Here is a 24,890-nt window from a genome sequence, read left to right on the forward strand (position 1 = left end):
ATGGGTTCGGCGGGGCATCGCCGAACTCTTAACTCAGCCCTCGGGGCGAACCGCACGCCTCGCGCAGCCAGTCGTCGAGTACGGCGAAGTCCGTATCGACGAGGCCGACCGTGGAATCGACGCGGTGGAGGAGGGCTTGCCCTGGATGGTGCGTCGACACCCAGGCGCAATCGAGATCGGTGATCTCGTCGTCGACCCAGATGAACGGGCGCCCCGCCGCAGCCTGGACGAGGGCTCGGGTCTTCCAGTGCAGCACGCCTGCCTCGTCCTCCTCCGGCGCGTCCGGCAGGTCCGCCACCGGAAGCTCGGGCAGCCCGAGCAGGGGAGCTATCACCTCGTTGGCGTCGTCCATCCACGCGGTGGCCCACATCAGGGTGCAGGGCAGCGCCAGCAAACGCGGACCGTGCGCGAGATCGATCTTCGCCAGCTGAGGATTCGACACGTCCTGCCAGCCGTCCCAGTCCTCAAGCGCCGAGGGAAGCCGCGCTCCCCCAACGGGCAGGAGCGTTCCATCGACGTCCAGGAAGAGCAGCGGGCGCTCCGCGTGTTCGGCCATGGCCGCACGCTATCGGCTCGCCCCAAGCGGGCGGCTGCGCTCCATCAAGCGCTGCTGCCCACCGACAGGTGGGTCCGGAAAATGTGACACCTTCCCCCATCACTGTCACATTTTCCCGCGCACGCCCCTCCCCCTCCCCTCCGGGGGAGGTGACCGGCCCCGGACTACCGTGACCGCATGACGACCGACTCGGCCTCACCCGAAGACCTCGCATCGTTACCCAAAGCCGAGTTCGCCTTCCCCGGACCGCTGCGCGACCAGCTTGTCGCGGCGATTCTCGACGGTTCCAAGACGTCCACGACGGGGCTTCTCGTCGACTACGAGCACGAGGGTGAGCCACTGCCCGAGGCGGGGAGCCGTTCGGTGGTCGTCGACTCCGACGACCGGCCGGTGGGAGTCATCGAGGTGACCGACGTCCGCGTCGTACCGCTGGCGCAGGTGGCTCTCGCCCACGCGGTGGACGAAGGTGAGGGCTACACCGGCGTGGCCGAGTGGCGGGCGGGCCACGAGCGGTTCTGGCACAGCGAGGAGATGCGCGCGGCACTGGAGGACCCCGGGTTCACCGTGGACGACACGACGCCCACGGTCCTGGAACGCTTCCGCCTCGTCGCCGACCTCCGCCCCGCCGGCTGACCTGCCGGGCCCGGCCAACGCCGCCCTCGCAGGACCGACGCCACGTGGCTCCGCCAATTCGGCTGCCCCTCGCCGGAGCGACTTGCCAGGATGGCCCCATGACCACCCCGTACGACACCCCCGTAGACCCGGAAGCCCCCGTAGTCATCGACCGCCGCGACGGCCCGTACGGCGAAGTCGTCCTGCGCCGCCACGGCGAACTGCTGCAGATCATCGCCAACGGATGCTTCCTGATGGACACGTCGGACGGCCGCTCGGAGCGGCTGCTCATCGACGCCGCTCGCGACACCCTGGACGGGCGGCGGCCGGAGCCGAGCGTGCTGATCGGCGGTCTCGGTGTCGGGTTCTCGCTGGCGCACGCGGCCGCCGATCCGCGATGGGGGCGTATCGCGGTGGTCGAGCGGGAGCGGGCGATCATCGACTGGCATCTGGAGGGGCCGCTGGCGGAAATCTCGGCAGCCGCGCTCGCGGATTCGCGTACCGAGATCGTCGAAGACGACCTGGTCGCTTACGTCAATGAGACATCGGACACATACGACGCGCTGTGCCTGGACATCGACAACGGGCCCGGATGGACCGTGACGGAGGGCAACGAAAGCCTCTATTCGGCGGCCGGACTCACCGCGTGCGCAAGGTTGTTGAGGCCAGGCGGGGTGCTGGCCGTGTGGTCGGCCCAGCCATCGTCTGATTTCGAGGGAACCTTGCGGAATGCCGGGTTCCAGCAGGTGCGTACCGAAGAGATCCCGGTTGCCCGGGGCGTTCCGGACGTCGTGCATCTCGCGGTCGGGCCTGGATAGCCGAGCGGTGGTAACTGCCCGTACTCTGCTCACCGACGCGGATCATTCAAGCGTCAAGCGCAGTCATGGAATCACCCCCACGATTCCGGAAAGCACACTTCAGGGGCGGGCGATGGAGCAGACCCACACATCCCAAAACGGCACGGCGGCCACGCCGGGCGCACAGCGCCGGGTGCTGGTGGTCGAGGACGATCCGACGATCGTGGACGCCATCGCCGCCCGGTTGCGTGCCGAGGGATTTCTCGTACAGACCGCAGGTGACGGACCGGCCGCCGTCGACACGGCCGAGGCCTGGCAGCCCGATCTGCTGATCCTCGACATCATGCTGCCGGGCTTCGACGGCCTGGAGGTCTGCCGTCGGGTGCAGGCGCAGCGACCGGTGCCGGTGCTGATGCTGACCGCGCGCGACGACGAGACGGACATGCTGGTCGGGCTCGGCGTGGGCGCCGACGACTACATGACGAAGCCTTTCTCCATGCGTGAGCTGGCCGCGCGTGTACACGTGCTGCTGCGCCGCGTGGAGCGCGCCGTGGTCGCCGCGTCGACTCCCCGTTCCGGCATCCTGCGCCTGGGCGAGCTGGAGATCGACCATGCGCAGCGGCGGGTGCGGGTGCACAACGAGGACGTCCATCTGACGCCCACCGAGTTCGATCTGCTGGTCTGCCTGGCCAACACGCCGCGTGCGGTGCTCTCGCGCGAGCAGCTGCTCGCCGAGGTGTGGGACTGGGCGGACGCCTCCGGCACCCGGACCGTGGACAGCCACATCAAGGCCCTGCGCCGGAAGATCGGTGCCGAGAGGATCCGCACCGTGCACGGTGTGGGATACGCCCTGGAGACGCCGACGCCGTGAGCGAGGCGGAGGGCACGGAAGAGCCGTACGCCGGGCAGGGACGCCGCCCCGCCCCGGGGCGGCTCCTCGCGACCGCCCTCCTGTGGTGGTCGAAGGCCCTGCTGTGGTGGTCCGACGTGCTGCTGCGGCGCTCCGAGATCCTGCACCGGCGGTCCGACAGCCTGCGTCGGCGGTCCGACGCCGCACGCCTGCGGGCCGAAGCCGTGCTCCGCACGAAGGAAGGGCCCGTCGCCGGCAGGCTCTTCGGGCCTCTCGGTGCGGCGCTCCAGCATCTGCGGCCCTTCTCCATCAAGACGAAGCTCGGCACGCTCGTCGTCGTCTCGGTCTTCATCACCACCGGTCTGATGACGATCGCCGTGCGCACCGAGACCGAGCTGCGCTTCATCACGGTCTTCTCGATGATCGCGACGCTGCTGATCACGCAGTTCGTGGCGCACTCGCTGACCGCCCCGCTGGACGAGATGAACACCGTGGCCCGGTCCATCTCGCACGGCGACTACACGAGCCGGGTCAGGGGCGCCGACCGCCGCGACGAACTGGGCGACCTGGCCCAGACGATCAACCGCATGGCCGACGACCTGGAGGCCCAGGACCTCCAGCGCAAGGAGCTGGTGGCGAACGTCTCGCACGAGCTGCGCACCCCCATCGCGGGCCTGCGCGCGGTCCTGGAGAACGTCGTGGACGGCGTGTCGGCCGCTGACCCCGAGACGATGCGCATCGCCCTGAAGCAGACGGAGCGCCTCGGCCGCCTGGTGGAGACCCTGCTCGACCTCTCGCGCCTGGACAACGGCGTCGTACCGCTGCGCAGGCGCCGTTTCGAGGTGTGGCCGTATCTGTCCGGCGTGCTGAAGGAGGCCAACATGGTGTCCTCCGCGCGCGCGGGCATCTCCTCGGGCTCCGGCACCCACACGCGTACGGATGTGCATCTGCACCTGGACGTGTGGCCGCCCGAGCTGACCGCGCACGCCGACCCGGAGCGGATCCACCAGGTCGTCGCCAACCTCATCGACAACGCGGTCAAGCACAGCCCTCCGCACGGCCGCGTGACGGTGAAGGCACGGCGCGGGGACTATCCGGAGTCGCTCGATCTGGAGGTTCTGGACGAGGGCCCCGGGATCCCGCAGTCGGAGTGGCACCGGGTCTTCGAGCGTTTCAACCGGGGCGGAGTCGTCGCACCGCACGGTCCGGGCAGCGACGGCGGTACGGGTCTGGGGCTGGCCATCGCGCGCTGGGCCGTCGATCTGCACGGCGGCCGGATCCGGGTGGCCGAATCCCAGCGCGGTTGCCGAATCCAGGTCACCCTTCCGGGGCTGCCTCCGCTCACGGGCTGACGTACGGTTCGAATCCGGATCGCCAGATCATCGCAAGATGCACGGATCGGGTCGCAAGATCCCTGGATTCCGCGGGGCGCCCGCAGGGTAACCGCGCTTGTTTCCCGCCATTTCCAGCATCGAAACACGTGTTTCGATGTGACTTACATGACGATCGCCTGGCCCGGTCTGCATCCGGCGGCCATGGGGGCGTAGCCTTGATTCCCGCTGTCCATCACCTTGTGAAGCGGAAGAGGGCGGTTGCCGCCGTGTCGCCACAGTCCCCCAGTAACTCGAGCATCTCCACAGACGACCAAGCCGGGAAGGCCGGGAAGAACCCGGCCGCCGCCTTCGGTCCGAACGAGTGGCTCGTCGACGAGATCTATCAGCAGTACCTCCAGGACCCGAATTCGGTAGACCGCGCCTGGTGGGACTTCTTCGCCGACTACAAGCCGGGCGGCGTCGCCGCCTCGGCCACGTCGCGTACTGCGGCCGCGGGGGCCGCAGGGACCCCCACGACGACGGCTCAGGCCGCGCCCGCCGCGGCTCCGGCTCCTGCTGCCCCGGCTTCCGCCGACGGTCAGGCTCCGGCCGCCCCCGCGGCGCCGAAGCCCGCAGCCGCTGCCCCGGCCCAAGCTCCGGCTCCGGCCAAGCCCGCTGCCGCCGCCAAGCCGGCCGCGGCGAAGCCCGCGCCTGCCAAGGCCGCGCCCGCGACCGAGGCTCCGGCCGGACCGGAGTACGTGCCGCTGCGCGGCCCGGCCGCCGCCGTCGCGAAGAACATGAACGCCTCTCTGGAGCTGCCCACGGCCACGTCCGTGCGCGCGGTCCCGGTGAAGCTGCTGTTCGACAACCGCATCGTCATCAACAACCATCTGAAGCGCGCCCGGGGCGGGAAGATCTCCTTCACCCACCTCATCGGCTACGCGATGGTGCAGGCCATCAAGGCCATGCCGTCGATGAACCACCACTACGCGGAGAAGGACGGCAAGCCGACCCTGGTCAAGCCGGAGCACATCAACTTCGGCCTGGCGATCGACCTGGTGAAGCCCAACGGCGACCGTCAGCTCGTCGTCGCCGGCATCAAGAAGGCCGAGACGCTGAACTTCTTCGAGTTCTGGCAGGCCTACGAGGACATCGTCCGCCGCGCCCGCGACGGCAAGCTGACGATGGACGACTTCTCCGGTGTCACGGTCTCGCTGACCAACCCCGGCGGCCTCGGCACCGTCCACTCCGTGCCCCGCCTGATGCCCGGCCAGTCGGTCATCATGGGCGTCGGCTCGATGGACTACCCGGCGGAGTTCCAGGGCACGTCCCAGGACACGCTCAACAAGCTCGGCATCGCGAAGGTCATGACGCTCACGTCGACCTACGACCACCGGGTGATCCAGGGCGCCGCCTCCGGCGAGTTCCTCCGCATCGTCGCGAACTACCTCCTCGGTGAGAACGGCTTCTACGACGAGATCTTCGAGGCCCTGCGCATTCCGTACGAGCCGGTCCGCTGGCTCAAGGACATCGACGCCTCGCACGACGACGACGTCACGAAGGCCGCCCGCGTCTTCGAGCTGATCCACTCCTACCGGGTCCGCGGCCACGTCATGGCCGACACCGACCCGCTGGAGTACAAGCAGCGCAAGCACCCCGACCTGGACATCACCGAGCACGGGCTCACCCTGTGGGACCTGGAGCGCGAGTTCGCGGTCGGCGGCTTCGCCGGCAAGTCGATGATGAAGCTGCGCAGCATCCTCGGCGTCCTGCGCGACTCGTACTGCCGCACCACCGGCGTCGAGTTCATGCACATCCAGGACCCGAAGCAGCGCAAGTGGATCCAGGACCGCGTCGAGCGCGGCCACACCAAGCCGGAGCGCGAGGAGCAGCTGCGCATCCTGCGTCGGCTGAACGCGGCGGAGGCCTTCGAGACCTTCCTGCAGACGAAGTACGTCGGCCAGAAGCGCTTCTCGCTGGAGGGCGGCGAGTCCGTCATCCCGCTCCTCGACGCGGTCATCGACAGCGCCGCCGAGTCCCGCCTGGACGAGGTCGTCATCGGCATGGCCCACCGCGGCCGGCTGAACGTGCTGGCGAACATCGTCGGCAAGTCGTACGCGCAGATCTTCCGCGAGTTCGAGGGCAACCTCGACCCGAAGTCGATGCACGGCTCCGGTGACGTGAAGTACCACCTGGGCGCCGAGGGCACGTTCACGGGCCTGGACGGCGAGCAGATCAAGGTCTCGCTGGCTGCCAACCCCTCGCACCTGGAGGCGGTCGACCCGATCCTGGAGGGCATCGCCCGCGCCAAGCAGGACATCATCGGCAAGGGCGGCACGGACTTCACGGTCCTGCCGGTGGCCCTCCACGGCGACGCGGCCTTCGCGGGCCAGGGCGTGGTGGCCGAGACGCTGAACATGTCGCAGTTGCGCGGCTACCGCACCGGCGGCACGGTCCACATCATCATCAACAACCAGGTCGGCTTCACGGCTCCGCCGGAGTCCGCGCGCTCGTCGATGTACTCCACCGACGTGGCCCGGATGATCGAGGCGCCGATCTTCCACGTGAACGGTGACGACCCCGAGGCCGTCGTCCGGGTCGCGCGCCTGGCCTTCGAGTTCCGGCAGGCGTTCAACAAGGACGTCGTCATCGACCTCATCTGCTACCGCCGCCGCGGTCACAACGAGACCGACAACCCGTCGTTCACGAACCCGCAGATGTACAGCCTGATCGACAAGAAGCGCTCGGTGCGCAAGCTCTACACCGAGTCCCTCATCGGTCGCGGCGACATCACGCTGGAACAGGCCGAGCAGGCGCTGCAGGACTTCCAGGGACAGCTGGAGAAGGTCTTCACCGAGGTCCGCGAGGCCGTCCACGCCCCCGCCGAGGTGCACGTCCCGCAGCCGGAGGCGGAGTTCCCGGTCCACGTGGACACCGCGGTCTCCCAGGAGGTCGTGAAGCGGGTCGCCGAGTCGCAGGTCAACATCCCCGACCACATCACCGTCCACCCGCGTCTGATGCCGCAGATGCAGCGTCGCGCGGCGATGATCGAGGACGGCACGATCGACTGGGGCATGGGCGAGACCCTGGCCTTCGGCTCGCTGCTGATGGAGGGCACCCCGGTCCGTCTTTCGGGCCAGGACTCCCGCCGCGGCACGTTCGGCCAGCGCCACGCGGTCCTGGTGGACCAGAACACGGGCGAGGACTACACCCCGCTCCAGTACCTCTCGAGCGACCAGGCGCGCTACAACGTCTACGACTCGCTGCTCTCCGAGTACGCGGTCATGGGCTTCGAGTACGGCTACTCCCTGGCCCGTCCCGAGGCGCTGGTCCTGTGGGAGGCGCAGTTCGGCGACTTCGTCAACGGCGCGCAGACGGTGGTGGACGAGTTCATCTCGTCGGCGGAGCAGAAGTGGGCCCAGACGTCCGGCGTCACGCTTCTCCTCCCCCACGGCTACGAGGGCCAGGGCCCGGACCACTCGTCCGCCCGCCCGGAGCGCTTCCTCCAGCTCTGCGCCCAGAACAACATGACGGTCGCCATGCCGACCCTCCCGTCGAACTACTTCCACCTGCTGCGCTGGCAGGTCCACAACCCGCACCACAAGCCGCTGGTCGTCTTCACCCCGAAGTCGATGCTGCGTCTGAAGGCGGCGGCGTCGAAGGCGGAGGAGTTCACGACGGGCGGCTTCCGTCCGGTCATCGGTGACGCGTCGGTGGACCCGGCGGCGGTCCGCAAGGTCGTCTTCACGGCCGGCAAGGTCTACTACGACCTGGACGCCGAGCGCCAGAAGCGCGGCATCACGGACACGGCGATCATCCGCATCGAGCGCCTGTACCCGATCCCGGGTGCCGAGCTCCAGGCCGAGATCGGCAAGTACCCGAACGTCGAGAAGTACCTCTGGGCCCAGGAGGAGCCGGCGAACCAGGGCGCCTGGCCGTTCATCGCCCTCAACCTCATCGACCACCTGGACCTGGCGGTCGGCGCGGACATCCCGCACGGCGAGCGGCTGCGGCGGATCTCCCGCCCGCACGGTTCGTCTCCGGCGGTGGGTTCGGCCAAGCGGCACCAGGCCGAGCAGGAGCAGCTGGTTCGGGAGGTGTTCGAGGCGTAGGCCTCGGGCGTACGTCCTCTGCGGGGCCTGGCACCGAGTTCGTCTCGGGGCCGGGCCCTCTGGCGTATCCGGGCGCGTGCGGTTGAAGGTCCGGCTCCGCATAACCTGGAGACGTCAGACCTACGCCCCCAGGAGAGCACCCGTGTACTTCACCGACCGTGGCATCGAGGAACTTGAGAAGCGGCGCGGCGAGGAAGAGGTCACCTTCGAGTGGCTCGCCGAGCAGTTCCGTACGTTCGTCGATCTCAACCCGGACTTCGAGGTACCGGTGGAGCGGCTGGCGACCTGGCTGGCGCGACTGGACGACGACGAGGACGACGAGTAGGGCTCGCGACGCCTCAGCAGTCCGGCGGCGGGCGTCGAACCTGCGCATTCACCTCTTGCGAGATCACTGGAACGTGTGTCTTGACTTTCCGTGACCGCGATATATCGTGAATAACGGAAGACGCGATATGGCGCGATCGGCCTTGGCTCGTGCTGGCTGGTGCCCCCTGTCGCGATGTTTCGCAACGTCCCGTTCGTTCGCGTCGAGGAGGTCAGCACCATGTCCGAGTGGTCCGTCGCCGAGCCCAAGAAGCTCACCTTCGATGACCCCGTGACGGAGCTCCATGTGCGCCTCGTCAACGGAACGGTGAACGTCGTGGGGGTGGACGAGGGTTCCACCCGCCTCGAGGTGACCGAGATAGAGGGACCGCCTCTCACGGTGACCCACAAGGACGGCACGCTCACGGTGGCGTACGAGGACCTGCCGTGGAAGGGCTTCCTCAAGTGGCTCGACCGCAAGGGCTGGCGCCGCGACGCGGTGGTCTCCCTGGCGGTTCCGGCACATACGCGCGTCGAGGTGGGCGTGGTCGGCGCCGCCGCCGTGGTCTCCGGGGTGGACGGCCCGACGGTGGTGAAGGGCGTCACGGGAGACACGACACTCGTCGGCCTCTCCGGCTCCGTACGCGCCGACACGGTCTCGGGGAATCTGGAGGCCCAGGCCGTCACCGGCGACCTGCGTTTCAACTCCGTCTCCGGCGACCTCACCGTCGTCGAGGGCTCGGGCTCCACCGTACGGGCCGACTCCGTGAGCGGCTCGATGATCGTCGACCTCGACACGGACAGCCCCACCGACGTCGTGCTGAACAACGTCTCGGGGGAGATCGCCATCCGGCTGCCGCACCCCGCGGACGCGGAGGTCGAGGCCAACACCGCGAGCGGCACCGTCTCCAACGCCTTCGACGACCTCCGGGTCAGCGGCCAGTGGGGCGCCCACAAGATCACCGGCCGCCTGGGCTCGGGCACCGGAAAGCTGAAGGCGACGACCGTCTCGGGCTCGATCGCGTTGCTACGGAGGCCTCCGGCGGAGGACGAGCCATGGGACGCCGAGCCGGAGGACACCGGTACCGGCCCATCCGACAAAAGCCCCGACCACCCCTCCGACCGCCCGACCGTCCCTCCCTCCGAGGGCTCCCCCAGCGGCTCACCCGACAGCCCCACCTCCGGCCCGAACGACAAGAAGGGGCTCTGACATGCCTCCCGTCTTTGCCCACGGACGACTCCGGCTCTACCTGCTGAAGCTGCTGGACGAGGCGCCACGCCACGGGTACGAGGTGATCCGGCTCCTCGAGGAACGCTTCCAGGGCCTGTACGCGCCCTCGGCCGGCACGGTGTATCCCCGGCTGGCCAAGCTGGAGGCCGAGGGCCTGGTCACCCACACCACCGAGGGCGGCCGCAAGGTGTACGCGATCACGGACGCGGGCCGCGCCGAGCTGGCCGACCGCAGCGGCGAGTTGGCCGACCTGGAGCTGGAGATCCGCGAGTCGGTGGCAGAGCTGGCCGCCGAGATCCGGGCCGATGTGCGGGGCGCGGCGGGTGACCTGCGCCGCGAGATGCGGGCGGCGGCGAGCGAGGCACGCCGGGGGCCCACCACGGGCGGCGCCAAGGGGTGGCGAGGGGAACACGAGACCGCCCACGGGGACTCCACCGAGTACATGGAAAAGGAGGCGTGGCGTACCGCGAAGGAAGAGATGCGCCGCGTCAAGCAGGAGTGGAAGGAACAGGCCCGGCGCGCGAAGGACGAGAGCCGACGAGCCCGCGAGGAGGCCCAGCGGGCACGCCGCCAGGCCAAGGAGGCGCAGGAGAGGGCGCGGGCCCAGGCCCAGGAACTCCAGCGCGTCGCCAAGCGCGTCCAGGACCAGGTGCAGGACCACTTCGCACGGGGCGACTGGCCGACGGGTGTACGGGAGGGCCTTTCCGAACTGGCCAAGGAATTCGGCGAGTTCGGCAAGGGCTTCGGAAAGGACGCCGGCGCCGGCCGGCCGGAGAGGGAGCGGACGCCGGAGCCCGACTACACGGTCACCCCCGAGGACTTCCCCGCCGACTACGAACCCGCCTGGGCACACGACGACTCGACCGGCGAACCCACCCGCGACCTCGACCGCCTCCTGGATCGCTTCCGCGACGACATCCGCGACGCGGCCCGCGACAACGGCGTGACGGAGGACCAACTGCGGGAGTGCCGCCGCCACTTGTCGACGGCGGCGGCACACATAGGGGTGGTACTGCGGCCCAAGGGCTGAGCGGGGAGCCCTCGGGGGTGCGGCGCCCGCGGAAGCGCCGGGCGCCGCACCCCAGTTGGCCCTTCGCCTCAGCCTGCCTTCGCCTCGCCGCCGCCGTAGAGCACGCGCGTGACGGTCTCGTACGTCACGCCGTGGTCGGCAAGGGCCTCGGCGGCGACTCCGGGGAGGACAGTGAGGGCGAGGAGGATGTGTTCGTCGCCGATATGCCGGTCGCGCCGGCCCACGGCGATGCGCAGGGACTTCTCCAGGGTGTCCTTGGCGCCGCGGGTGAAAGTGCGGTGGCCTGACCACCACCTCTTGTCCTTCTTGTCGCCGCCGAGTGCGCCTACGCCATGGGTCTCCTCAACCCGGGAGACGATCTCCGCGACATCGATGCCAAGGCCGGACAGCGCGTCGGCGTCGGCGCGCGACAGCCCCCCGCGGCGGCGCACCTCGGCCAGAGCCTCCTTCACCGACTCCTTCTGACGGTCGAGCCCCAGGGAAGCGAGAGCGAACGACCCGCGACTGCCCTCACGGTCGAGCAAGGAAAGCAACAGGTGCCCCTCCTCAACCGTCTCCGCACCCATCCGCTCGGCGTGCTCGACCGCGCCCAGCACCACCGCGCGGGCGTCCTTGGTGAACCGTTCGAACATCACTGCCTCCCGTACTTCTTGTGGACGGCCTGCCTGCTGACACCCAGTTCCGCGGCGATCTCCTGCCACGACCAACCCTGATTGCGCGCACTGCGCACCTGCACCGCTTCGAGCTGCTCCAGCAGCCGCCGCAAGGCGGAGACGGCCCGCAGCCCGATCCGCGGATCGCGGTCGCCCGCACGCTCGGCGAGATCTGTTGCTTCGGTCATGACGTCAACATACGTTGACACGCCCCTTGACGTCAACCTCAGTTGACATCAAGGGGCGTGCAAGAGACGGGTGAGTGTGAGGCCGACGCGTCAGGAGGCAGCGAGGACGATCTTCCCGAACTGCTCGCCCGACTCCATCCGCTCGAAGCCCTCACGGGCGCGGTCCAGGGGCAGGACTTCATCGATGACGGGGCGCACACCGGTGGCGGCGCAGAAGGACAGCAGGTCCTCGAGCTCGTCCTTCGTGCCCATCGTGGAGCCGACAACCTTGAGTTCGAGGAAGAAGATGCGGGTCAGTTCGGCGTGCGAGGGACGGTCGCCGCTTGTGGCGCCCGAGATGACGAGGGTGCCGCCGGGCTTGAGGGACTTGACGGAGTGGGACCAGGTGGCGGCACCGACGGTCTCGATGACCGCGTCCACGCGCTGTGGCAGCCGGGCACCGGATTCCACGGCCTCCACGGCGCCCAGGTCCACGGCCCGCTTACGCTTCGCCTCGTCACGGCTGGTGGCGAAGACCCGTAGCCCCGCCGCCTTCCCCAGCACGATCGCGGCGGTGGCCACACCGCCTCCGGCGCCCTGTACGAGAACCGAGTCACCGGGGCGTACGCCGGCGTTGGTGAAGAGCATGCGGTACGCCGTCAGCCAGGCGGTGGGCAGACAGGCGGCCTCCTCGAAGGAGAGCTCCTTGGGCTTCGGCAGTACGTTCCAGACGGGTACGGAGACCTGTTCCGCGAACGTCCCCTGGTACCGCTCGGTGAGGATGGAACGCGGCTCCTTGGGTCCGACTCCGTGTCCCGTCTGCCCGATCACGGAGTGCAGCACGACCTCGTTGCCGTCCTCGTCGACCCCTGCGGCGTCGCACCCCAGGATCATCGGCAACCGATCCTCCGGGAGGCCTACGCCCCGCAGCGACCACAGGTCATGGTGGTTCAGGGAGGCCGCCTTGACCTTCACGGTCGTCCAGCCGTCCCGGACCTCGGGAGCGGGCCGCTCCCCCAACTCCAGCCCGCTCAAGGGCTGATCCCGATCAATACGTGCGGCGTATGCAGCAAACATGTTCTGACCCTAGCCCTTGCCTCCGGCGGTTGGGCGGGGCGCCTACCGGGTGGGTGGGTTCGGTTCACTGGCGACTGCGGGTGTGTGGGTGGCTGGTCGCGCCGTTCCCCGCGCCCCTGGGTTCATTGGGGTGCGGGGCCGTGGGCCGGTGCGTCAGCCCGTCGCAGGCCGGGCATACGACCCTGACCTGGTACAAGGCCCTGGTCCTCCGAGACAGAACCTAAGCGACGGGCATACGACGCACCGGCCCACGCCCCCTCCCGCCGACGGACAAGTGTCGGCACATTGTGGCTTGGGGCTGGCGGGAGCCGCAGGCTTTTCAGGGGCGCGGGGAACTGCGCGACCAGCCACGACGAACCTGCAGCCGACAACGCGCCCAACCGCCGGAGGCGCCGGCGTCAACGCCGAGCGACTCCTTCCGCCCGAGCCGCCGCGGCAACCGCCGCCGTTACGGCCGGAGCAACCCGCTCATCGAACGGCGACGGAATCACGTAATCCGCGGCAAGGTCGTCCCCGACGACCGCAGCCAACGCCTCGGCCGCAGCGATCTTCATTCCCTCCGTGATCCGAGAGGCCCGCACCTGAAGCGCCCCCGCGAAGATCCCGGGAAACGCCAGCACGTTGTTGATCTGGTTCGGGTAGTCGGACCGCCCGGTCGCCACAACGGCCGCGTACTTGTGCGCGACGTCGGGATGCACCTCGGGGTTCGGGTTGGCCATGGCAAACACGAACGCGCCCTCGGCCATGGAAGCGACGGCCGGCTCCGGAACCGTACCGCCGGACACCCCGATGAACACGTCGGCACCGGCGAGCGCGGCCTCCAACGACCCGGACAATCCCGCCTTGTTGGTCAGCTCGGCAAGCTCCCGCTTGACCGGCGTCAGATCGTCCCGGTCCGCCGACACGACACCCTTGCGGTCCGCGACAGCGACATCCCCGATCCCTGCTTCGAGCAGGAACTTGGCGATGGCGACGCCGGCCGCCCCCGCACCCGAGATCACCGCACGCAGATCCCCCAGCGACCGCCCCGTCAGCCGGGCCGCGTTCCGAAGAGCGGCCAGCGTGACGACAGCGGTCCCGTGCTGGTCGTCGTGGAAGACCGGGATGTCCAGCCGTTCCTGCAACCGCCGCTCGATCTCGAAGCACCGGGGCGCCGAGATGTCCTCGAGGTTGACCCCGCCGAAGGACGGCGCGAGCCGCACCACGGTCTCGATGATCTCGTCGGTGTCCGTCGTGCCCAGAGCGATCGGCACGGCGTCGACCCCACCGAACTGCTTGAACAGGATCGCCTTGCCCTCCATCACGGGGAGGGAGGCCTCAGGGCCGATGTCCCCGAGCCCGAGCACCGCCGTACCGTCCGTCACCACGGCCACCACGGACGACTTCCACGTGTAGTCGTAGACGAGTTCCGGCTGCTCGGCGATGGCGCTGCACACCTTCGCGACGCCGGGCGTGTACGCGAGGGACAGGTCGTCCTTGTCGCGGACCGGCACGGTGGCCTGCACGGCCATCTTGCCGCCGCGGTGCAACGCGAACGCCGGATCGAAGGAATCGAGGGGCTCGGCCCCGGCCTCCTGCCCCGTACTGCTGTCGCTGCGAGGATTGACGATCTCCGCTGCCACTTTGTTTTACCCCTTAAGTCTTGAACGGTTGAGGGTGTCCACTCCGGGTGAGGGGTGGGCGGGCACCGCGTATGTCCCTGATGTGACGGCTACGTACGGGTACGTACGGGCACATACGCGACGGGCGCGCCGCACACGCGCCCTGAGCCCCGGATGAGGGGTGTAAGGAACCTTCTTACCGGACGGACGGCATCGCCGACGAGTCCATAACACGAAGGTCACATGACGCTGACATGACTTGTGGCTGAATGCCTGGACATATCCTGACAGGTCAACAGGGCGCCGCAAGTGCGGAGATGCGGTCGTTCGCATCGCGCGAAGCGCCGAAGATATTCCGGCCGGAAGGAGAAAAATCCGTACATGATCCGGTCAGGATGGGCCGGTCCGGCACGGTTCGGGGGTCACCCGTTATCCGATTTTGACATGGCGGGCACCCTGGGGGCATCCGTCCGAATGGCAAGATTGCCGTCATCACACGAGGTCGCGACACCCAAAGGTGTGTGTTCTCTCGACCCATCGGCACTCCACCCTTCCGCCGGAGGAATCACCATGACCGCAAGCTCCACCCGTCGTACGACCGCCGCGCACTCCCGGATAGCCGCGGTCGGTGCGATCGCGGTCGCCGGCGCCCTGCTGCTCACGGGCTGCGGTGACCAGACCGAGAGCAGCGGCTCGGACAGTACCGACACCCCCTCGGCGAGTGCGGCCCCGCTGGCCGACAAGCTGCCGAAGGAGATCCGTGACGCGGGCGTCGTCAAGGTCGGTTCCGACATCGCGTACGCGCCGGTCGAGTTCAAGGACGACTCCGGCAAGACGGTCGGCATCGACCCCGACCTCGCGGCCGCGATGGGCAAGCAGCTCGGCGTGAAGTTCGAGTTCGAGAACGGCACCTTCGACACCCTGATCACGGGTCTGCGCTCCGACCGGTACGACATCGCCATGTCCGCGATGACCGACACCAAGGACCGCCAGGAGGGCGTCGACTCCGACACCGGCAAGAAGGTCGGTGAGGGCGTCGACTTCGTGGACTACTTCACCGCCGGTGTCTCGATCTACACCCAGAAGGGCAAGAACACCGACATCAAGACCTGGTCCGACCTGTGCGGCCGGAAGATCGTGGTGCAGCGCGCTTCGGTCTCCGAGGACCTCGCCAAGGCCGAGGCCAAGAAGTGCCCGAGCGGCAAGAAGCTGACCATCGAGTCCTTCGACAACGACCAGCAGGCCCAGACCCGCCTGCGCTCGGGTGGCGCGGACGCCGGCTCGTCCGACTTCCCGGTAGCCGCGTACGCGGTCGCGAACTCCGGCGGCGGCAACGACTTCCAGCTCGTCGGCGAGCAGGTCGAGGCCGCCCCGTACGGCATCGCGGTCGCCAAGAGCGACACCCAGCTGCGGGACGCCCTCCAGGCCGCGATGGACGCGATCATCGCGAACGGCGAATACGAGAAGGTCATGAAGAAGTGGGGCGTCGAGGACGGCGCCGTGACGAAGGCCACCATCAACGGCGGCAAGTGACCGCGCGGCCGGCGGGCACTGGAAGGCAACACCCGTGACTGTTGACATCGACAAGACGGACGGGCCGGCGGACACCCCGCCGGCCGGCCCGGAGGCCATCAAGGCCATCCCGGTCCGTCACTATGGGCGGTACGTCTCCGCCGTCATCGCCCTCGCCCTGCTGGGCGGGGTCATCTACGCGTTCTCCCAGGGCAGGATCAACTGGGGCGCGATCCCGGACTACTTCTTCAACGACCGCATCCTCAGCGGCGTCGGCAATACGATCCTGCTCACGGTGCTGTGCATGCTCATCGGCGTCGTCGGCGGCATCCTGCTGGCGGTGATGCGCCTGTCGAAGAACCCGGTCACCTCGTCCATCGCGTGGTTCTACATCTGGTTCTTCCGCGGCACCCCGGTCCTGGTCCAGCTGATCGTCTGGTTCAACCTGGGCCTGGTCTTCGAGTACATCAACCTCGGGCCGGTCTACAAGGACGAGTGGTCGCAGTTCATGACCCCGTTCCTGACGGCGCTGCTGGGCCTCGGCCTCAACGAGGCCGCGTACATGGCGGAGATCTGCCGGGCCGGTCTGCTCTCGGTCGACGAGGGCCAGACCGAGGCCTCGCACGCGCTGGGCATGAGCCACGCCAAGACGCTGCGCCGGATCGTCGTCCCGCAGGCGATGCGCGTGATCGTGCCGCCCACGGGCAACGAGGTCATCAACATGCTGAAGACGACCTCGCTGGTGTCCGTGGTCCAGTACTCGGAGCTGCTCCGCGTCGCCCAGGACATCGGCCAGACCTCCGGTGCCCCGGCCGAGATGCTGTTCCTCGCCGCGGCCTGGTACCTGGTGCTGACCTCGGTCTTCAGCGTCGGCCAGTACTACCTGGAGCGGTACTACGCCCGCGGTTCCAGCCGCACGCTCCCGGACACGCCGTTCCAGAAGATCAAGGCGAACATGCTGTCCCTGTCCAACCGTCCGGGATCGACGCCGGGAGGTGCCGCATGACCGCCATGGTGAAGGCCGAGGGCGTCCACAAGTCGTTCGGCCTGGTCGAGGTCCTCAAGGGCATCGACCTGGAAGTGCAGTCCGGCGAGGTCTTCTGCCTCATCGGCCCGTCCGGCTCCGGCAAGTCGACATTCCTGAGGTGCATCAACCACCTCGAGAAGATCAACGCGGGTCGTCTGTACGTCGACGGGGAGCTGGTCGGCTATCGCCAGAAGGGCGACAAGCTGTACGAGCTGAAGGACAGCGAGGTCGCGGTAAAACGCCGGGACATCGGCATGGTCTTCCAACGCTTCAACCTGTTCCCGCACATGACGGCGCTCGAGAACGTCATGGAGGCCCCGGTCCAGGTCAAGGGCATCAGCAGGGCACAGGCGCGGGAGCGCGCCGGCCAGTTGCTCGAACGCGTCGGCCTCGCCGACAAGGCGAGCAGCTACCCCTCGCAGCTCTCCGGCGGCCAGCAGCAGCGCGTGGCGATCGCCCGTGCGCTGGCCATGGAGCCGAAGCTGATGCTCTTCGACGAGCCGACCTCGGCCCTCGACCCGGAGCTGGTCGGCGACGTCCTCGACGTCATGCGCGACCTCGCCGAGTCCGGCATGACCATGATCGTCGTCACTCACGAGATGGGCTTCGCCCGCGAGGTCGGCGACAGCCTGGTGTTCATGGACGGCGGCGTGGTCGTCGAGTCGGGCCACCCCCGCGACGTACTGACGGATCCGCAGCACGAGCGGACGAAGTCGTTCCTGTCCAAGGTCCTCTGAGGGTACGGACGAGAAGGGGTGGTACGGGTCCTCCGTACCACCCCTTCCTCATGCCGTCGTCACTTGAGCGCGAGGACCAGCGCGTCCGACGGTGACCGCCACACGGCCCTGGCCTCGGCGAAGCCCTTTTCGCGCAGCACGCGCGCGTGCCACTCGGCGGACGGGGTGTCGCCCTCGGCGTGCTCCCCGTAGATCTCGAAGCGGCGGGCGGTCGGCTCGGCGAGTACCGGGTCCTGTGCGGCGAGCTGCCACCACTCGGTCCAGCCGAGTACGCCGGCCTCCTTGGCACGGTTCATGCGCTCGTGCCGCTGCGCGCGCTCCGCCGCGTTGATCTGCGGGGTGGACTCGTCGATCATGTGGTCCGCGTTCATGAACACACCGCCGTCGCGGACGAGTTCCGCGATCTGACCGTAGAGGGCCGCGAGGGGTTCGAGGTGCAGCCAGTGCAGGGCGGTCGCGGCGAGGACGGCGTCGTACGAGTCGTACGGCAGCTTGGTCGTCCAGTCGGGGTCCTTCAGGTCGGCCGTGACGAAGGTGACGCGGTCGTCATCGGCGAAGGTGCCCTCGGCGATGGCCAGGAGCGCCGGGTCGAGGTCGACGCCGGTGCTGACGGCCTCCGGGAACCTTTTGAAGAGCCGGGCCGTGATACTTCCCGTACCGCACGCGAGGTCGAGTACGCGCGGTGCGGGGCCCACCAGGGCCTCGACCATGTCGAGCATGACCCGGAAGCGTTCCTCACGATCCGGGAGGTACCACTCCTGCTGCGCATCCCAGCTCGCTTGCCATGCAGGCCAGTCGGCTCCGGTCACGGTGGTCATGGAAGCCCCTCCCCTCCAGGAGTAATACCCTGGAATCACAGTCAGCCATTACGCGCTCGCACCACGACCATAGAGCGCCCTCGTAAGGACTACAAGTGGAACTGGCCTATTACTCGGACTACGCCGTACGTCTCGTCAACAGCGAGGAACCGGCCCGGGGCAAGGACTCACTCACCTCGGTCGAGGCCGTCCGCGACCTCTTCGGGGGCAACGCCTCGGCGGCCCGCCGCGCCACGGACGCGGACGTCACCCGCTTCAGGGGCGTACGGGGGCGGCTGCGGGCGGTCTTCGAGGCGGCGGACGGCGGCGACGAAACACTCGCCGTGGACCTGCTGAACTCGCTCCTCCTCGAGTTCCCCGTCAGCCCGCAGATCTCCGGGCACGACTTCCGGGACGACGACGGCCGCCCGCTGTGGCACATGCACCTGGCGGACCACCCCTCGAACGCGACCGCCGGCTATGCCGCGATCGCCGCGATGGGCCTGGCCTTCCACCTCACCGAGTACGGCGTGGACCGCCTCGGCCTGTGCGAGGCCGCGCCGTGCCGCAACGCCTACCTCGACACCTCGACGAACCGTTCCCGCCGCTACTGCTCGGACCGCTGCGCGACCCGCGCCAATGTCGCCGCCTACCGCGCCCGCAAGCGTCTGGAGGCCGACCGGTCGGGGAACACCGGCCGCGCGGCCGAGAACGCCCAGCGCGCGACCGCGAGCGGCGAACGCTGACCCTCCTTCAGGGGCCGGTACCGGAACCACGCCTTCCCGAGGACGAATTCCTCGGGCACGGTCCCGTAGTCCGTGCTGTCCCCACCCGCGTACGTGTTGTCCCCGAGCACCCACCAGCCGCCCTCGCGCCGCTCCACGGCACGCTTGACGACCAGCAGGTCCTGCTGGAACGGATGACGCAGAACGACCACGTCTCCGGGCCTGATGCGCGCCCCGTACTGCACCACGAGCAGGTCCCCGTGATACAGCGTGGGCACCATGGACGGCCCGGTCACTTCGGCCACCCCGAAAGGCACGACAGCCCTCCCGCGCTCGGTCTCCTGCGACAGCTCCGGCATCACCGGCACCTCCCCGGTCCGATCCTCCACCAGTCTCAGTCTGACCCCGGACTTTTGTCCTAAGCCCATGGGGGCACTCGCGAAATCCCGTCCAGCACGGAGTAATGTCCCACCTGAGAAGACGATCACGAGGAAGGACAGCTCAATGCTCTCCCGCCTGTTTGCCCCCAAGGTCAAGGTCAGCGCACACTGTGACCTGCCCTGTGGTGTGTACGACCCGGCCCAGGCCCGCATCGAGGCGGAGTCGGTGAAGGCCATCCAGGAAAAGATGGCCGGCAACGACGACCCTCACTTCCAGGCCCGGGCGACGACCATCAAGGAGCAGCGCGCCGAGCTCGCCAAGCACCACGTCTCGGTGCTGTGGAGCGACTACTTCAAGCCGCCGCACTTCGAGAAGTACCCGGAGCTCCACCAGCTGATCAACGACACCCTCAAGTCCCTCTCGGCCGCAAAGGGTTCCACGGACCCGGCGACCGGCCAGAAGGCGCTCGACTACATCGCCCAGGTCGACAAGATCTTCTGGGAGACCAAGAAGGCCTGATCTTCGATCATGCTCTCTGACCTGCGATTACGTTGGTTGCAGCGTCTCCCTTTCCGCACCCGGTCCTCGGGTCGCCCAGAGCGGCGGCCGTGATGGATCGGGTGCGGTCTTTTTGTCCGGCCGGGTATGTCGACGGCGCCGAGGTCCAAGGTGGAGTTGTACGCGGCGATCCGTCGGGGACTGCGCGCCTGGCCGGCCCCCGGCCGCCCGGAAGCCGGATCGTCCCTCGACAGGGCCCTCTCTTTCCAGTCTGCGAACCTACGATCGCGCGGGTTGGTTGGCGATCAGAAGGGTGCTGCCGGCAGGGCGGAAGCCCAGGCGTGAGTAGACGCGAGCAACGGCGTCCTCCGCATAGGCGAGGAAGACGGTGTTCACCCCGTGGTCGCGCGCGTGGGTGACCAGGGCCGCCGTGACGGCGGCGGCCAGGCCCTGGCGGCGGGCGATGGGAAGGGTGCCGATGCCACCGATCTCGGTGGTGCCGTTCGCCGGGTGGTAGTGGCCGACGGCCAGCGGGGTGCCGTCCGGGGCGAGGGCGGCGATGAGCGTTTTGTGCCCGGCGCGGATCGTGGGGCGGGTTGTTGCCACGGTGCCGTCCTCGGTCAACTCCTCGGCCACCACCGACAGTTCCTTACGGCCCGCCGAGCCCACCGCGGTGCCTTCCTCCGCGAAGGCCAGGCGGGGCAGGGCGAGGGCTGCGGGCAACGCGGGGTCGTCGGCTTTCAGCGCACGTAGCGTCACGCCCTCGGGCAACGGTTGCGGGCTGATCCGGTGGTGCGGATCCAGAGCCATCAGCGGGCGTTCCGCCACGGGCAGGCCGGCGGCCTCGATGGAGGAACGCAGCATCGGCGCCGCCTCGGCCAGCCACTCGAAAGCCTCTGGCACGCCGAGCTCGCGCTGCCGGGCCCGCACCCGGGCGATGTCCACAGCGGTAACGGCCGAGGCCCCCTCCGCGGTGGGTTGGGCATGGCCGGGGCCACCGTAGTACGGGGCACCCGGCTTCCTGCGCACGAACAGCCGTAACGAACCGAACTCTTCGGCGTCAGCGAACAGCAACGGCACGGTGGCGTAGTACTGCTCGATGCGGGCACGCAGCGAGTCGCTCATGCGGCGCATCCCACCACGGGACAGTGCCGCACCGCATCCGAGATCTGCGGCCGGCTGCCGTTCACACCGCGGAGAAAAACCGTCCAGCCGCCATGTGTTGCTGCCTCACTTCGATCACTGCCGCGACAGGAGGTTGCGTGCCCCCGCCCTACAGGGCCGGGCTCTGGTTGCGGACAGCCGGGGCCCGGGCAGCGAGTTCCTGGAGAGGTTCACCGCTCAGTCGGCATACGGTCCACTCGTCCAGGAGCTCCACGCCGAGCGACTTGTAGAAGTCGATCGTCGGTTCGTTCCAGGCCAGGACCCACCACTCGAAGCGCTCGTAGCCGTGTCGCTCGCAGATCGCGGCCAGGGAGGCGAGCAGAGCCTTGCCGTGTCCGCCGCCTCGGGCGTGCGCCCGTACGTAGAGGTCCTCCAGGTGCATGCCCCGCGTGCCGGTCCAGGTCGAGAAACGGGGGAACCACAGGGCAAAGCCCACTGCCTCGCCCGTCTCGTCGTCCTCGGCGATCAGTGCGAACGCAGCGGGAGATTCTCCGAACAGCGCCTCGCGGAGCTGCTCCTCGGTCGTACGGGCCTGCTCAACAGCCCGTTCGTACTCGGCTAGCTCGCGGATCATCGCGCGGATCTCCGCGACGTCGTTCACTGTGGCGGCACGGATCATGCCGGAGATCATCGGTCACGGTACCGAGCCGTGTCCATCCAATTCAGCGCCTTCTGAGCGGCGTGAAGTGGACTGCCCGGGCTTGGCCTTGAGGCACCCCACCCGCTCACGCTGTTTTCTTCGCCTCCCGCCACGACAGTTCGCGCTTGATCTCTCCGGCGGTGATCCGTGGAATCCCGCCGTAACGGCCGCAGAGGTAGCCGAGTTCGAGGTTCTCTTCCTTGCGTGGCTTGGCGTCGGTGAGCGCGTAGAGCTCGGTCTCACCGGAACGCCGCTCAGAGGTCAGCGCAGGACCAGCAGGACGGCCAGCGCGATCAGCAGCGAGTCGATCCGGTCCAGCAGGCCGCCGGAGCCGGGTAGCCAGTGGCCGGCGTCCTTTGCCTGTGCACCTCTTTTGATCATGGATTCGAGAAGGTCGCCGGCCGGGCCGCCGACCGCCACCGCGACCGCCATCGGCCAGGTCAGCGCGGACAGCACGGCGAGCACGCCGACGCCGGCCACGACCCCGGCCAGGGTCCCGCTCCACCGCTTGGCCGGTGACAGCGGCGACAGCCGCGGCCCGCCCAGCCGTTGACCGGCGAAGTACGCCGCGATGTCGGCGACCGAGACCGCCACGAACAGCACGAGCGCGCTCGCCCCGAGCGGCACCAGCGCGGCCAGCACACTCAGCCAGGCCAGCCCGAGCAGACCGGTGCAGAGCCGGTGCAGGCCGTGGTCGGCGTCGCCGGACAGGAGCGGCACCGCGGCCACCGCGAGCGCCCCGATCGCGACCGCCCGGAGCTCCTGTCCGGGCGCCAGCCAGGCGGCCAGCACCACGCCTGCCACCGCCGCGGCCAGTACCACCCGGTCCGCCCGGCCCAGCTGCATCAGCCCGCCGAACTCCATCACCGCGATCACCCCGACGGCGATGGCGATGGCCGCGGCGCCCGGGCTGCCCCACCAGAACGCACCGGTGACCAGTGGCACTCCGACCGCCCAGGCGCACCACCGGATCAGCAGCTCGCGGCGCCGGGACGCCGCCACCGCGATGCCGCCAAGCGCCAGCGCCCCACCGAGGTAGGGCGCCAGGGAGGCCACGGTGATCACCGTGCGGATCCGGCGGCGGGAACACCGGCAGGCATCGAAACGGGCGAGGCCGAACCAGGCCGCAGTACATCCAGGGCTGCCTGAAAGCCGCCCACAATGCGCGCGTTCTCGGCGGTGTCCTTGACCGCGATACGCACGGTGCGCCCTTGGTACGCCGACGACAACGGCGACAGGTCGCGCAGGTAGACGTCGCGGCGGCGGCACTCGTTCACCACCTGTGCGGCACTCGGCCCGCCGGACGGCAGGGTCACGGTGAGGAAGTTCGCCACACCCTCCTCGACCACCACGGCCTCATCCAGCCCGGCCAGGTCGGCGGCCAACTGCCGGCGCAGCGCGTGGGTACGAACCCAGCAGTCGCTGTAGTACGCCGGGTCGCGCAGGGCTGCCACGGCGGCCAGCTGTGCCGGGAGGCTGACCGGCCAGGGCGGTGTTCGCAGGCGCAGCCGCGCCGCGGTGGTCGGCTCGGCCACCAGGTACGCGGCGCGCATACCGGACAGCGCATACATCTTGGACAGTGAGCTGCAGACCACTGCCCGCGGATCCGTCGCGGCGAGGCCGGCGAGCGACTCAGCCAGGTCGACATAGCCCAGGTACGCCTCGTCGATCCACCAGCGGGTCCGGGCCGGCGCGGCGGCGATCACCGAGCGCAGCTCCGCGGCCGGTGCGTGGCGTCCGGTCGGGTTGTTCGGGTTGACCACCACCACGAGGTCGTAGCGGCCGGAGGCGACGGCAGCGGACAGCCGGGCCGGATCGATCCGCCAGCCGTCTTCGCGGCGCAACCGGAACCGGTCCACCCGGCATCCGATCACCCGCTCCGTGACGTGGGCGTACTCGCCGTAGCCCGGGTCCATCAGAAGCACCCTGCTCTGCGGGGTCAGCCACTGGCCGAACGCCCGGAAAATCAAGTCGGATGAACCGGCGCCGACCGCGAGCGTCTGAGCCGGCAGGGCCCGGGCCTCGGCGATTTCCGCCAGCAGGCCCTCGGCACCGGTCGGTGGCGAGGTCCGGGCGGCCCAGGCCGGATCTTCCGCGAGCGCCACCCGCACCCCGGGGGCCGACGGGAACCAGGCATCCAGCACGTCGGCCGCGACGACCTGAAGGCGCCGGTGCAGGCTACGGAAGTCCGTGCCGATGGCGGTGAACGAGGCGCCGCCGTGTTCGCAGCCGTCCGGCCGGGGTGCGAACGGCATGTCCAGCCGCCAGTCCACTTCGGACCGCAGACGTTCCAACATGGTGCCGTAACGGTCCATCGTGACCTTCGTCAGCTCGGTCACGCTGCCGGTCAGCACCTCGAACGTCAACGCACCACTGTGGACGGTACGGCCGACCGGGCGCAGGCCGACGGCCAGGTACATGGTGAGCAGCTCGGTGCGCCCCATCGCCACCACCCGGCGACCGCCCCGGGCGGCGATCCAGCGCAGCGCCGCGTACATCAGCAGCGGTGCCGCGGCGGTGGTCCGCCAGCGCGGCTCGACGGTGAGGATGCGTACCTCGAAGAGATCGTCCTCGGTCAGCAACGGCAGCTCGTCGCGGGTCAGGTACTTGTCCAGCGCGTACCGCCCCAACCAGGGCGGAGTCAGACTGACAAAGCCGATCCGGTCCGCGCCTCGCGCCGCGACCAGGTAGACGTTGTCGCCGTCCAGCCCGTCGCGAAGCCGGCCGGACGGATCCGGCACATGCTGGCCCAGCTCCCGTGCGTAGACCCGGTGGCGCAATTCGTGGATCCACTCCAGATCCTCCGGAGTGGCAGCGCGCAGCTGCAGGTCACGTCCCATGAGTACCTCTTTCGACGCGGGTGGGCCCGTCCCATCGTGGGGAACGCGGACCGGCCGCGACAGCGCCGAGCGACACAGTGCGCCTGAGTACGCGTACTCAGGCGCAGTCGCCCCCCGCGTGCTCCGTCCACGGAGGTCAGCGGCAGGCGATTTGGTGGGCGTGATCGGCTGCGGCGCGTCCCGGTGCAGCAGCAGGTAGGCAAGCAGCGACTCCGCACGAGCGGAGTCCAGCGGCCCCAGCCGCCGTTCTCCGCTGCGCAGATCCAT

The 24,890-nt window shown here is 69.1% G+C and carries 24 protein-coding genes; 13 read left to right on the plus strand and 11 right to left on the minus strand.

The features are described from left to right. Window positions 1-28: 28 nt before the first annotated feature. Complete coding sequence (locus IEZ21_RS05525; RefSeq protein ID WP_189320727.1) at window positions 29-556, minus strand: HAD domain-containing protein; 528 nt, start codon at window positions 554-556, stop codon at window positions 29-31. Window positions 557-733: 177 nt separating this feature from the next. Here IEZ21_RS05525 and IEZ21_RS05530 point away from each other — a divergent pair, with 177 nt between their 5' ends. The 8 genes from IEZ21_RS05530 (at window position 734) to IEZ21_RS05565 (ending at window position 10,804) form a co-directional block, all read left to right on the plus strand. Continuing rightward, the gene (locus IEZ21_RS05530) at window positions 734-1,189 is read left to right on the plus strand and encodes an ASCH domain-containing protein (protein ID WP_189320728.1); all 456 of its coding nucleotides are present in this window, start codon (window positions 734-736) and stop codon (window positions 1,187-1,189) included. A 98-nt stretch (window positions 1,190-1,287) separates the two neighbouring features. Next, window positions 1,288-1,986, plus strand: coding sequence for a spermidine synthase family protein (locus IEZ21_RS05535; protein ID WP_189320729.1), 699 nt, complete (start codon window positions 1,288-1,290; stop codon window positions 1,984-1,986). A gap of 112 nt (window positions 1,987-2,098) precedes the next feature. Beyond that, window positions 2,099-2,836 carry a response regulator transcription factor gene (locus tag IEZ21_RS05540; protein WP_033320088.1) on the plus strand — a complete coding sequence of 246 codons (738 nt, stop codon included), beginning with the start codon at window positions 2,099-2,101 and terminating at the stop codon, window positions 2,834-2,836. A 272-nt stretch (window positions 2,837-3,108) separates the two neighbouring features. Next, the gene (locus IEZ21_RS05545; protein WP_189320935.1) at window positions 3,109-4,167 is read left to right on the plus strand and encodes a HAMP domain-containing sensor histidine kinase; all 1,059 of its coding nucleotides are present in this window, start codon (window positions 3,109-3,111) and stop codon (window positions 4,165-4,167) included. A 248-nt stretch (window positions 4,168-4,415) separates the two neighbouring features. Beyond that, a complete protein-coding gene (locus IEZ21_RS05550; RefSeq protein WP_189320730.1) occupies window positions 4,416-8,240 on the plus strand; it encodes a multifunctional oxoglutarate decarboxylase/oxoglutarate dehydrogenase thiamine pyrophosphate-binding subunit/dihydrolipoyllysine-residue succinyltransferase subunit in 3,825 nt (1,274 codons plus the stop codon). A gap of 142 nt (window positions 8,241-8,382) precedes the next feature. Next, window positions 8,383-8,565, plus strand: a complete 183-nt coding sequence (locus tag IEZ21_RS05555) for a DUF6104 family protein (RefSeq protein WP_033320086.1) — start codon at window positions 8,383-8,385, stop codon at window positions 8,563-8,565. Between the two features lie 219 nt (window positions 8,566-8,784). Next, a complete protein-coding gene (locus tag IEZ21_RS05560; protein WP_189320731.1) occupies window positions 8,785-9,753 on the plus strand; it encodes a DUF4097 family beta strand repeat-containing protein in 969 nt (322 codons plus the stop codon). A gap of 1 nt (window position 9,754) precedes the next feature. Further along, window positions 9,755-10,804 (plus strand): PadR family transcriptional regulator, encoded by a 1,050-nt coding sequence (locus IEZ21_RS05565; protein WP_189320732.1) that lies wholly within the window; start codon window positions 9,755-9,757, stop codon window positions 10,802-10,804. 68 nt (window positions 10,805-10,872) lie between these two features. On the opposite strand, the gene IEZ21_RS05570 is transcribed toward IEZ21_RS05565, so the two are convergent. The 4 genes from IEZ21_RS05570 to IEZ21_RS05585 form a co-directional block, all read right to left on the minus strand. After that, the gene (locus IEZ21_RS05570) at window positions 10,873-11,436 is read right to left on the minus strand and encodes a Clp protease N-terminal domain-containing protein (RefSeq protein ID WP_189320733.1); all 564 of its coding nucleotides are present in this window, start codon (window positions 11,434-11,436) and stop codon (window positions 10,873-10,875) included. Further along, the gene (locus IEZ21_RS05575; protein ID WP_010984411.1) at window positions 11,436-11,645 is read right to left on the minus strand and encodes a helix-turn-helix domain-containing protein; all 210 of its coding nucleotides are present in this window, start codon (window positions 11,643-11,645) and stop codon (window positions 11,436-11,438) included. Before IEZ21_RS05575 ends, IEZ21_RS05570 begins: the two co-directional genes overlap by 1 nt. Window positions 11,646-11,735: 90 nt before the next feature. After that, window positions 11,736-12,701: a zinc-binding dehydrogenase gene (locus IEZ21_RS05580; protein WP_189320734.1), complete on the minus strand. Its 966-nt coding sequence runs from the start codon at window positions 12,699-12,701 to the stop codon at window positions 11,736-11,738. Window positions 12,702-13,099: 398 nt separating this feature from the next. Next, the gene (locus IEZ21_RS05585) at window positions 13,100-14,323 is read right to left on the minus strand and encodes an NAD(P)-dependent malic enzyme (RefSeq protein WP_189320735.1); all 1,224 of its coding nucleotides are present in this window, start codon (window positions 14,321-14,323) and stop codon (window positions 13,100-13,102) included. A 549-nt stretch (window positions 14,324-14,872) separates the two neighbouring features. Between IEZ21_RS05585 and IEZ21_RS05590 the strand changes: the two genes are divergently transcribed. Genes IEZ21_RS05590 through IEZ21_RS05600 form a run of 3 tightly spaced genes read left to right on the plus strand, consistent with a single transcriptional unit; the run spans window position 14,873 to window position 17,578 of the window. Then, complete coding sequence (locus IEZ21_RS05590) at window positions 14,873-15,835, plus strand: ABC transporter substrate-binding protein (protein ID WP_189320736.1); 963 nt, start codon at window positions 14,873-14,875, stop codon at window positions 15,833-15,835. A 34-nt stretch (window positions 15,836-15,869) separates the two neighbouring features. Continuing rightward, the gene (locus IEZ21_RS05595) at window positions 15,870-16,820 is read left to right on the plus strand and encodes an amino acid ABC transporter permease (protein ID WP_189320737.1); all 951 of its coding nucleotides are present in this window, start codon (window positions 15,870-15,872) and stop codon (window positions 16,818-16,820) included. Next, window positions 16,817-17,578, plus strand: coding sequence for an amino acid ABC transporter ATP-binding protein (locus tag IEZ21_RS05600; protein ID WP_281399386.1), 762 nt, complete (start codon window positions 16,817-16,819; stop codon window positions 17,576-17,578). The genes IEZ21_RS05595 and IEZ21_RS05600 overlap by 4 nt, the downstream gene beginning before the upstream one ends. 59 nt (window positions 17,579-17,637) lie before the next feature. Here IEZ21_RS05600 and IEZ21_RS05605 read toward each other — a convergent pair whose 3' ends face one another. Then, on the minus strand, window positions 17,638-18,396 hold the full coding sequence (locus IEZ21_RS05605) for a class I SAM-dependent methyltransferase (RefSeq protein ID WP_189320738.1): 759 nt from the start codon (window positions 18,394-18,396) through the stop codon (window positions 17,638-17,640). Between the two features lie 95 nt (window positions 18,397-18,491). On the opposite strand from IEZ21_RS05605, the gene IEZ21_RS05610 reads away from it, so the two are divergent. Next, window positions 18,492-19,121: a CGNR zinc finger domain-containing protein gene (locus IEZ21_RS05610; protein WP_033320077.1), complete on the plus strand. Its 630-nt coding sequence runs from the start codon at window positions 18,492-18,494 to the stop codon at window positions 19,119-19,121. Here the strand turns inward: IEZ21_RS05610 and sodX are convergent. Continuing rightward, window positions 19,025-19,459, minus strand: a complete 435-nt coding sequence (gene sodX / locus IEZ21_RS05615) for a nickel-type superoxide dismutase maturation protease (RefSeq protein WP_189320937.1) — start codon at window positions 19,457-19,459, stop codon at window positions 19,025-19,027. The two genes, IEZ21_RS05610 and sodX, sit on opposite strands and share 97 nt — an antisense overlap. Before the next feature lie 145 nt (window positions 19,460-19,604). Here sodX and sodN point away from each other — a divergent pair, with 145 nt between their 5' ends. Beyond that, the gene (gene sodN, locus IEZ21_RS05620) at window positions 19,605-20,000 is read left to right on the plus strand and encodes a superoxide dismutase, Ni (protein WP_189320739.1); all 396 of its coding nucleotides are present in this window, start codon (window positions 19,605-19,607) and stop codon (window positions 19,998-20,000) included. Between the two features lie 258 nt (window positions 20,001-20,258). Here the strand turns inward: sodN and IEZ21_RS05625 are convergent, their stop codons facing one another. The 4 genes from IEZ21_RS05625 to IEZ21_RS05640 form a co-directional block, all read right to left on the minus strand. Continuing rightward, on the minus strand, window positions 20,259-21,104 hold the full coding sequence (locus tag IEZ21_RS05625; protein ID WP_189320740.1) for a GNAT family N-acetyltransferase: 846 nt from the start codon (window positions 21,102-21,104) through the stop codon (window positions 20,259-20,261). 148 nt (window positions 21,105-21,252) lie between these two features. Then, on the minus strand, window positions 21,253-21,762 hold the full coding sequence (locus tag IEZ21_RS05630; protein ID WP_189320741.1) for a GNAT family N-acetyltransferase: 510 nt from the start codon (window positions 21,760-21,762) through the stop codon (window positions 21,253-21,255). A gap of 282 nt (window positions 21,763-22,044) precedes the next feature. Continuing rightward, a complete protein-coding gene (locus IEZ21_RS05635; protein WP_189320742.1) occupies window positions 22,045-22,848 on the minus strand; it encodes a phosphatidate cytidylyltransferase in 804 nt (267 codons plus the stop codon). Beyond that, window positions 22,845-24,623 carry a histidinol-phosphate aminotransferase family protein gene (locus IEZ21_RS05640; RefSeq protein ID WP_189320743.1) on the minus strand — a complete coding sequence of 593 codons (1,779 nt, stop codon included), beginning with the start codon at window positions 24,621-24,623 and terminating at the stop codon, window positions 22,845-22,847. The genes IEZ21_RS05635 and IEZ21_RS05640 overlap by 4 nt, the downstream gene beginning before the upstream one ends. Window positions 24,624-24,890: the final 267 nt, after the last annotated feature.

The sequence above is a fragment of the Streptomyces flaveus genome (assembly GCF_014647675.1).
Classification (GTDB): domain Bacteria; phylum Actinomycetota; class Actinomycetes; order Streptomycetales; family Streptomycetaceae; genus Streptomyces; species Streptomyces flaveus.

Bases quoted from the DNA above. Each gene is read 5' to 3' on its own strand.
- IEZ21_RS05600 (WP_281399386.1), top strand. From the start codon at position 16,817: ATGACCGCCATGGTGAAGGCCGAGGGCGTCCACAAGTCGTTCGGCCTG.
- IEZ21_RS05580 (WP_189320734.1), bottom strand. From the start codon at position 12,701: ATGTTTGCTGCATACGCCGCACGTATTGATCGGGATCAGCCCTTGAGC.
- IEZ21_RS05540 (WP_033320088.1), top strand. From the start codon at position 2,099: ATGGAGCAGACCCACACATCCCAAAACGGCACGGCGGCCACGCCGGGC.
- IEZ21_RS05605 (WP_189320738.1), bottom strand. From the start codon at position 18,396: ATGACCACCGTGACCGGAGCCGACTGGCCTGCATGGCAAGCGAGCTGG.
- IEZ21_RS05530 (WP_189320728.1), top strand. From the start codon at position 734: ATGACGACCGACTCGGCCTCACCCGAAGACCTCGCATCGTTACCCAAA.
- IEZ21_RS05630 (WP_189320741.1), bottom strand. From the start codon at position 21,762: ATGATCCGTGCCGCCACAGTGAACGACGTCGCGGAGATCCGCGCGATG.
- sodN (WP_189320739.1), top strand. From the start codon at position 19,605: ATGCTCTCCCGCCTGTTTGCCCCCAAGGTCAAGGTCAGCGCACACTGT.
- IEZ21_RS05570 (WP_189320733.1), bottom strand. From the start codon at position 11,436: ATGTTCGAACGGTTCACCAAGGACGCCCGCGCGGTGGTGCTGGGCGCG.
- sodX (WP_189320937.1), bottom strand. From the start codon at position 19,459: ATGCCGGAGCTGTCGCAGGAGACCGAGCGCGGGAGGGCTGTCGTGCCT.
- IEZ21_RS05640 (WP_189320743.1), bottom strand. From the start codon at position 24,623: ATGGGACGTGACCTGCAGCTGCGCGCTGCCACTCCGGAGGATCTGGAG.
- IEZ21_RS05575 (WP_010984411.1), bottom strand. From the start codon at position 11,645: ATGACCGAAGCAACAGATCTCGCCGAGCGTGCGGGCGACCGCGATCCG.
- IEZ21_RS05535 (WP_189320729.1), top strand. From the start codon at position 1,288: ATGACCACCCCGTACGACACCCCCGTAGACCCGGAAGCCCCCGTAGTC.
- IEZ21_RS05590 (WP_189320736.1), top strand. From the start codon at position 14,873: ATGACCGCAAGCTCCACCCGTCGTACGACCGCCGCGCACTCCCGGATA.
- IEZ21_RS05565 (WP_189320732.1), top strand. From the start codon at position 9,755: ATGCCTCCCGTCTTTGCCCACGGACGACTCCGGCTCTACCTGCTGAAG.
- IEZ21_RS05560 (WP_189320731.1), top strand. From the start codon at position 8,785: ATGTCCGAGTGGTCCGTCGCCGAGCCCAAGAAGCTCACCTTCGATGAC.
- IEZ21_RS05525 (WP_189320727.1), bottom strand. From the start codon at position 556: ATGGCCGAACACGCGGAGCGCCCGCTGCTCTTCCTGGACGTCGATGGA.
- IEZ21_RS05625 (WP_189320740.1), bottom strand. From the start codon at position 21,104: ATGAGCGACTCGCTGCGTGCCCGCATCGAGCAGTACTACGCCACCGTG.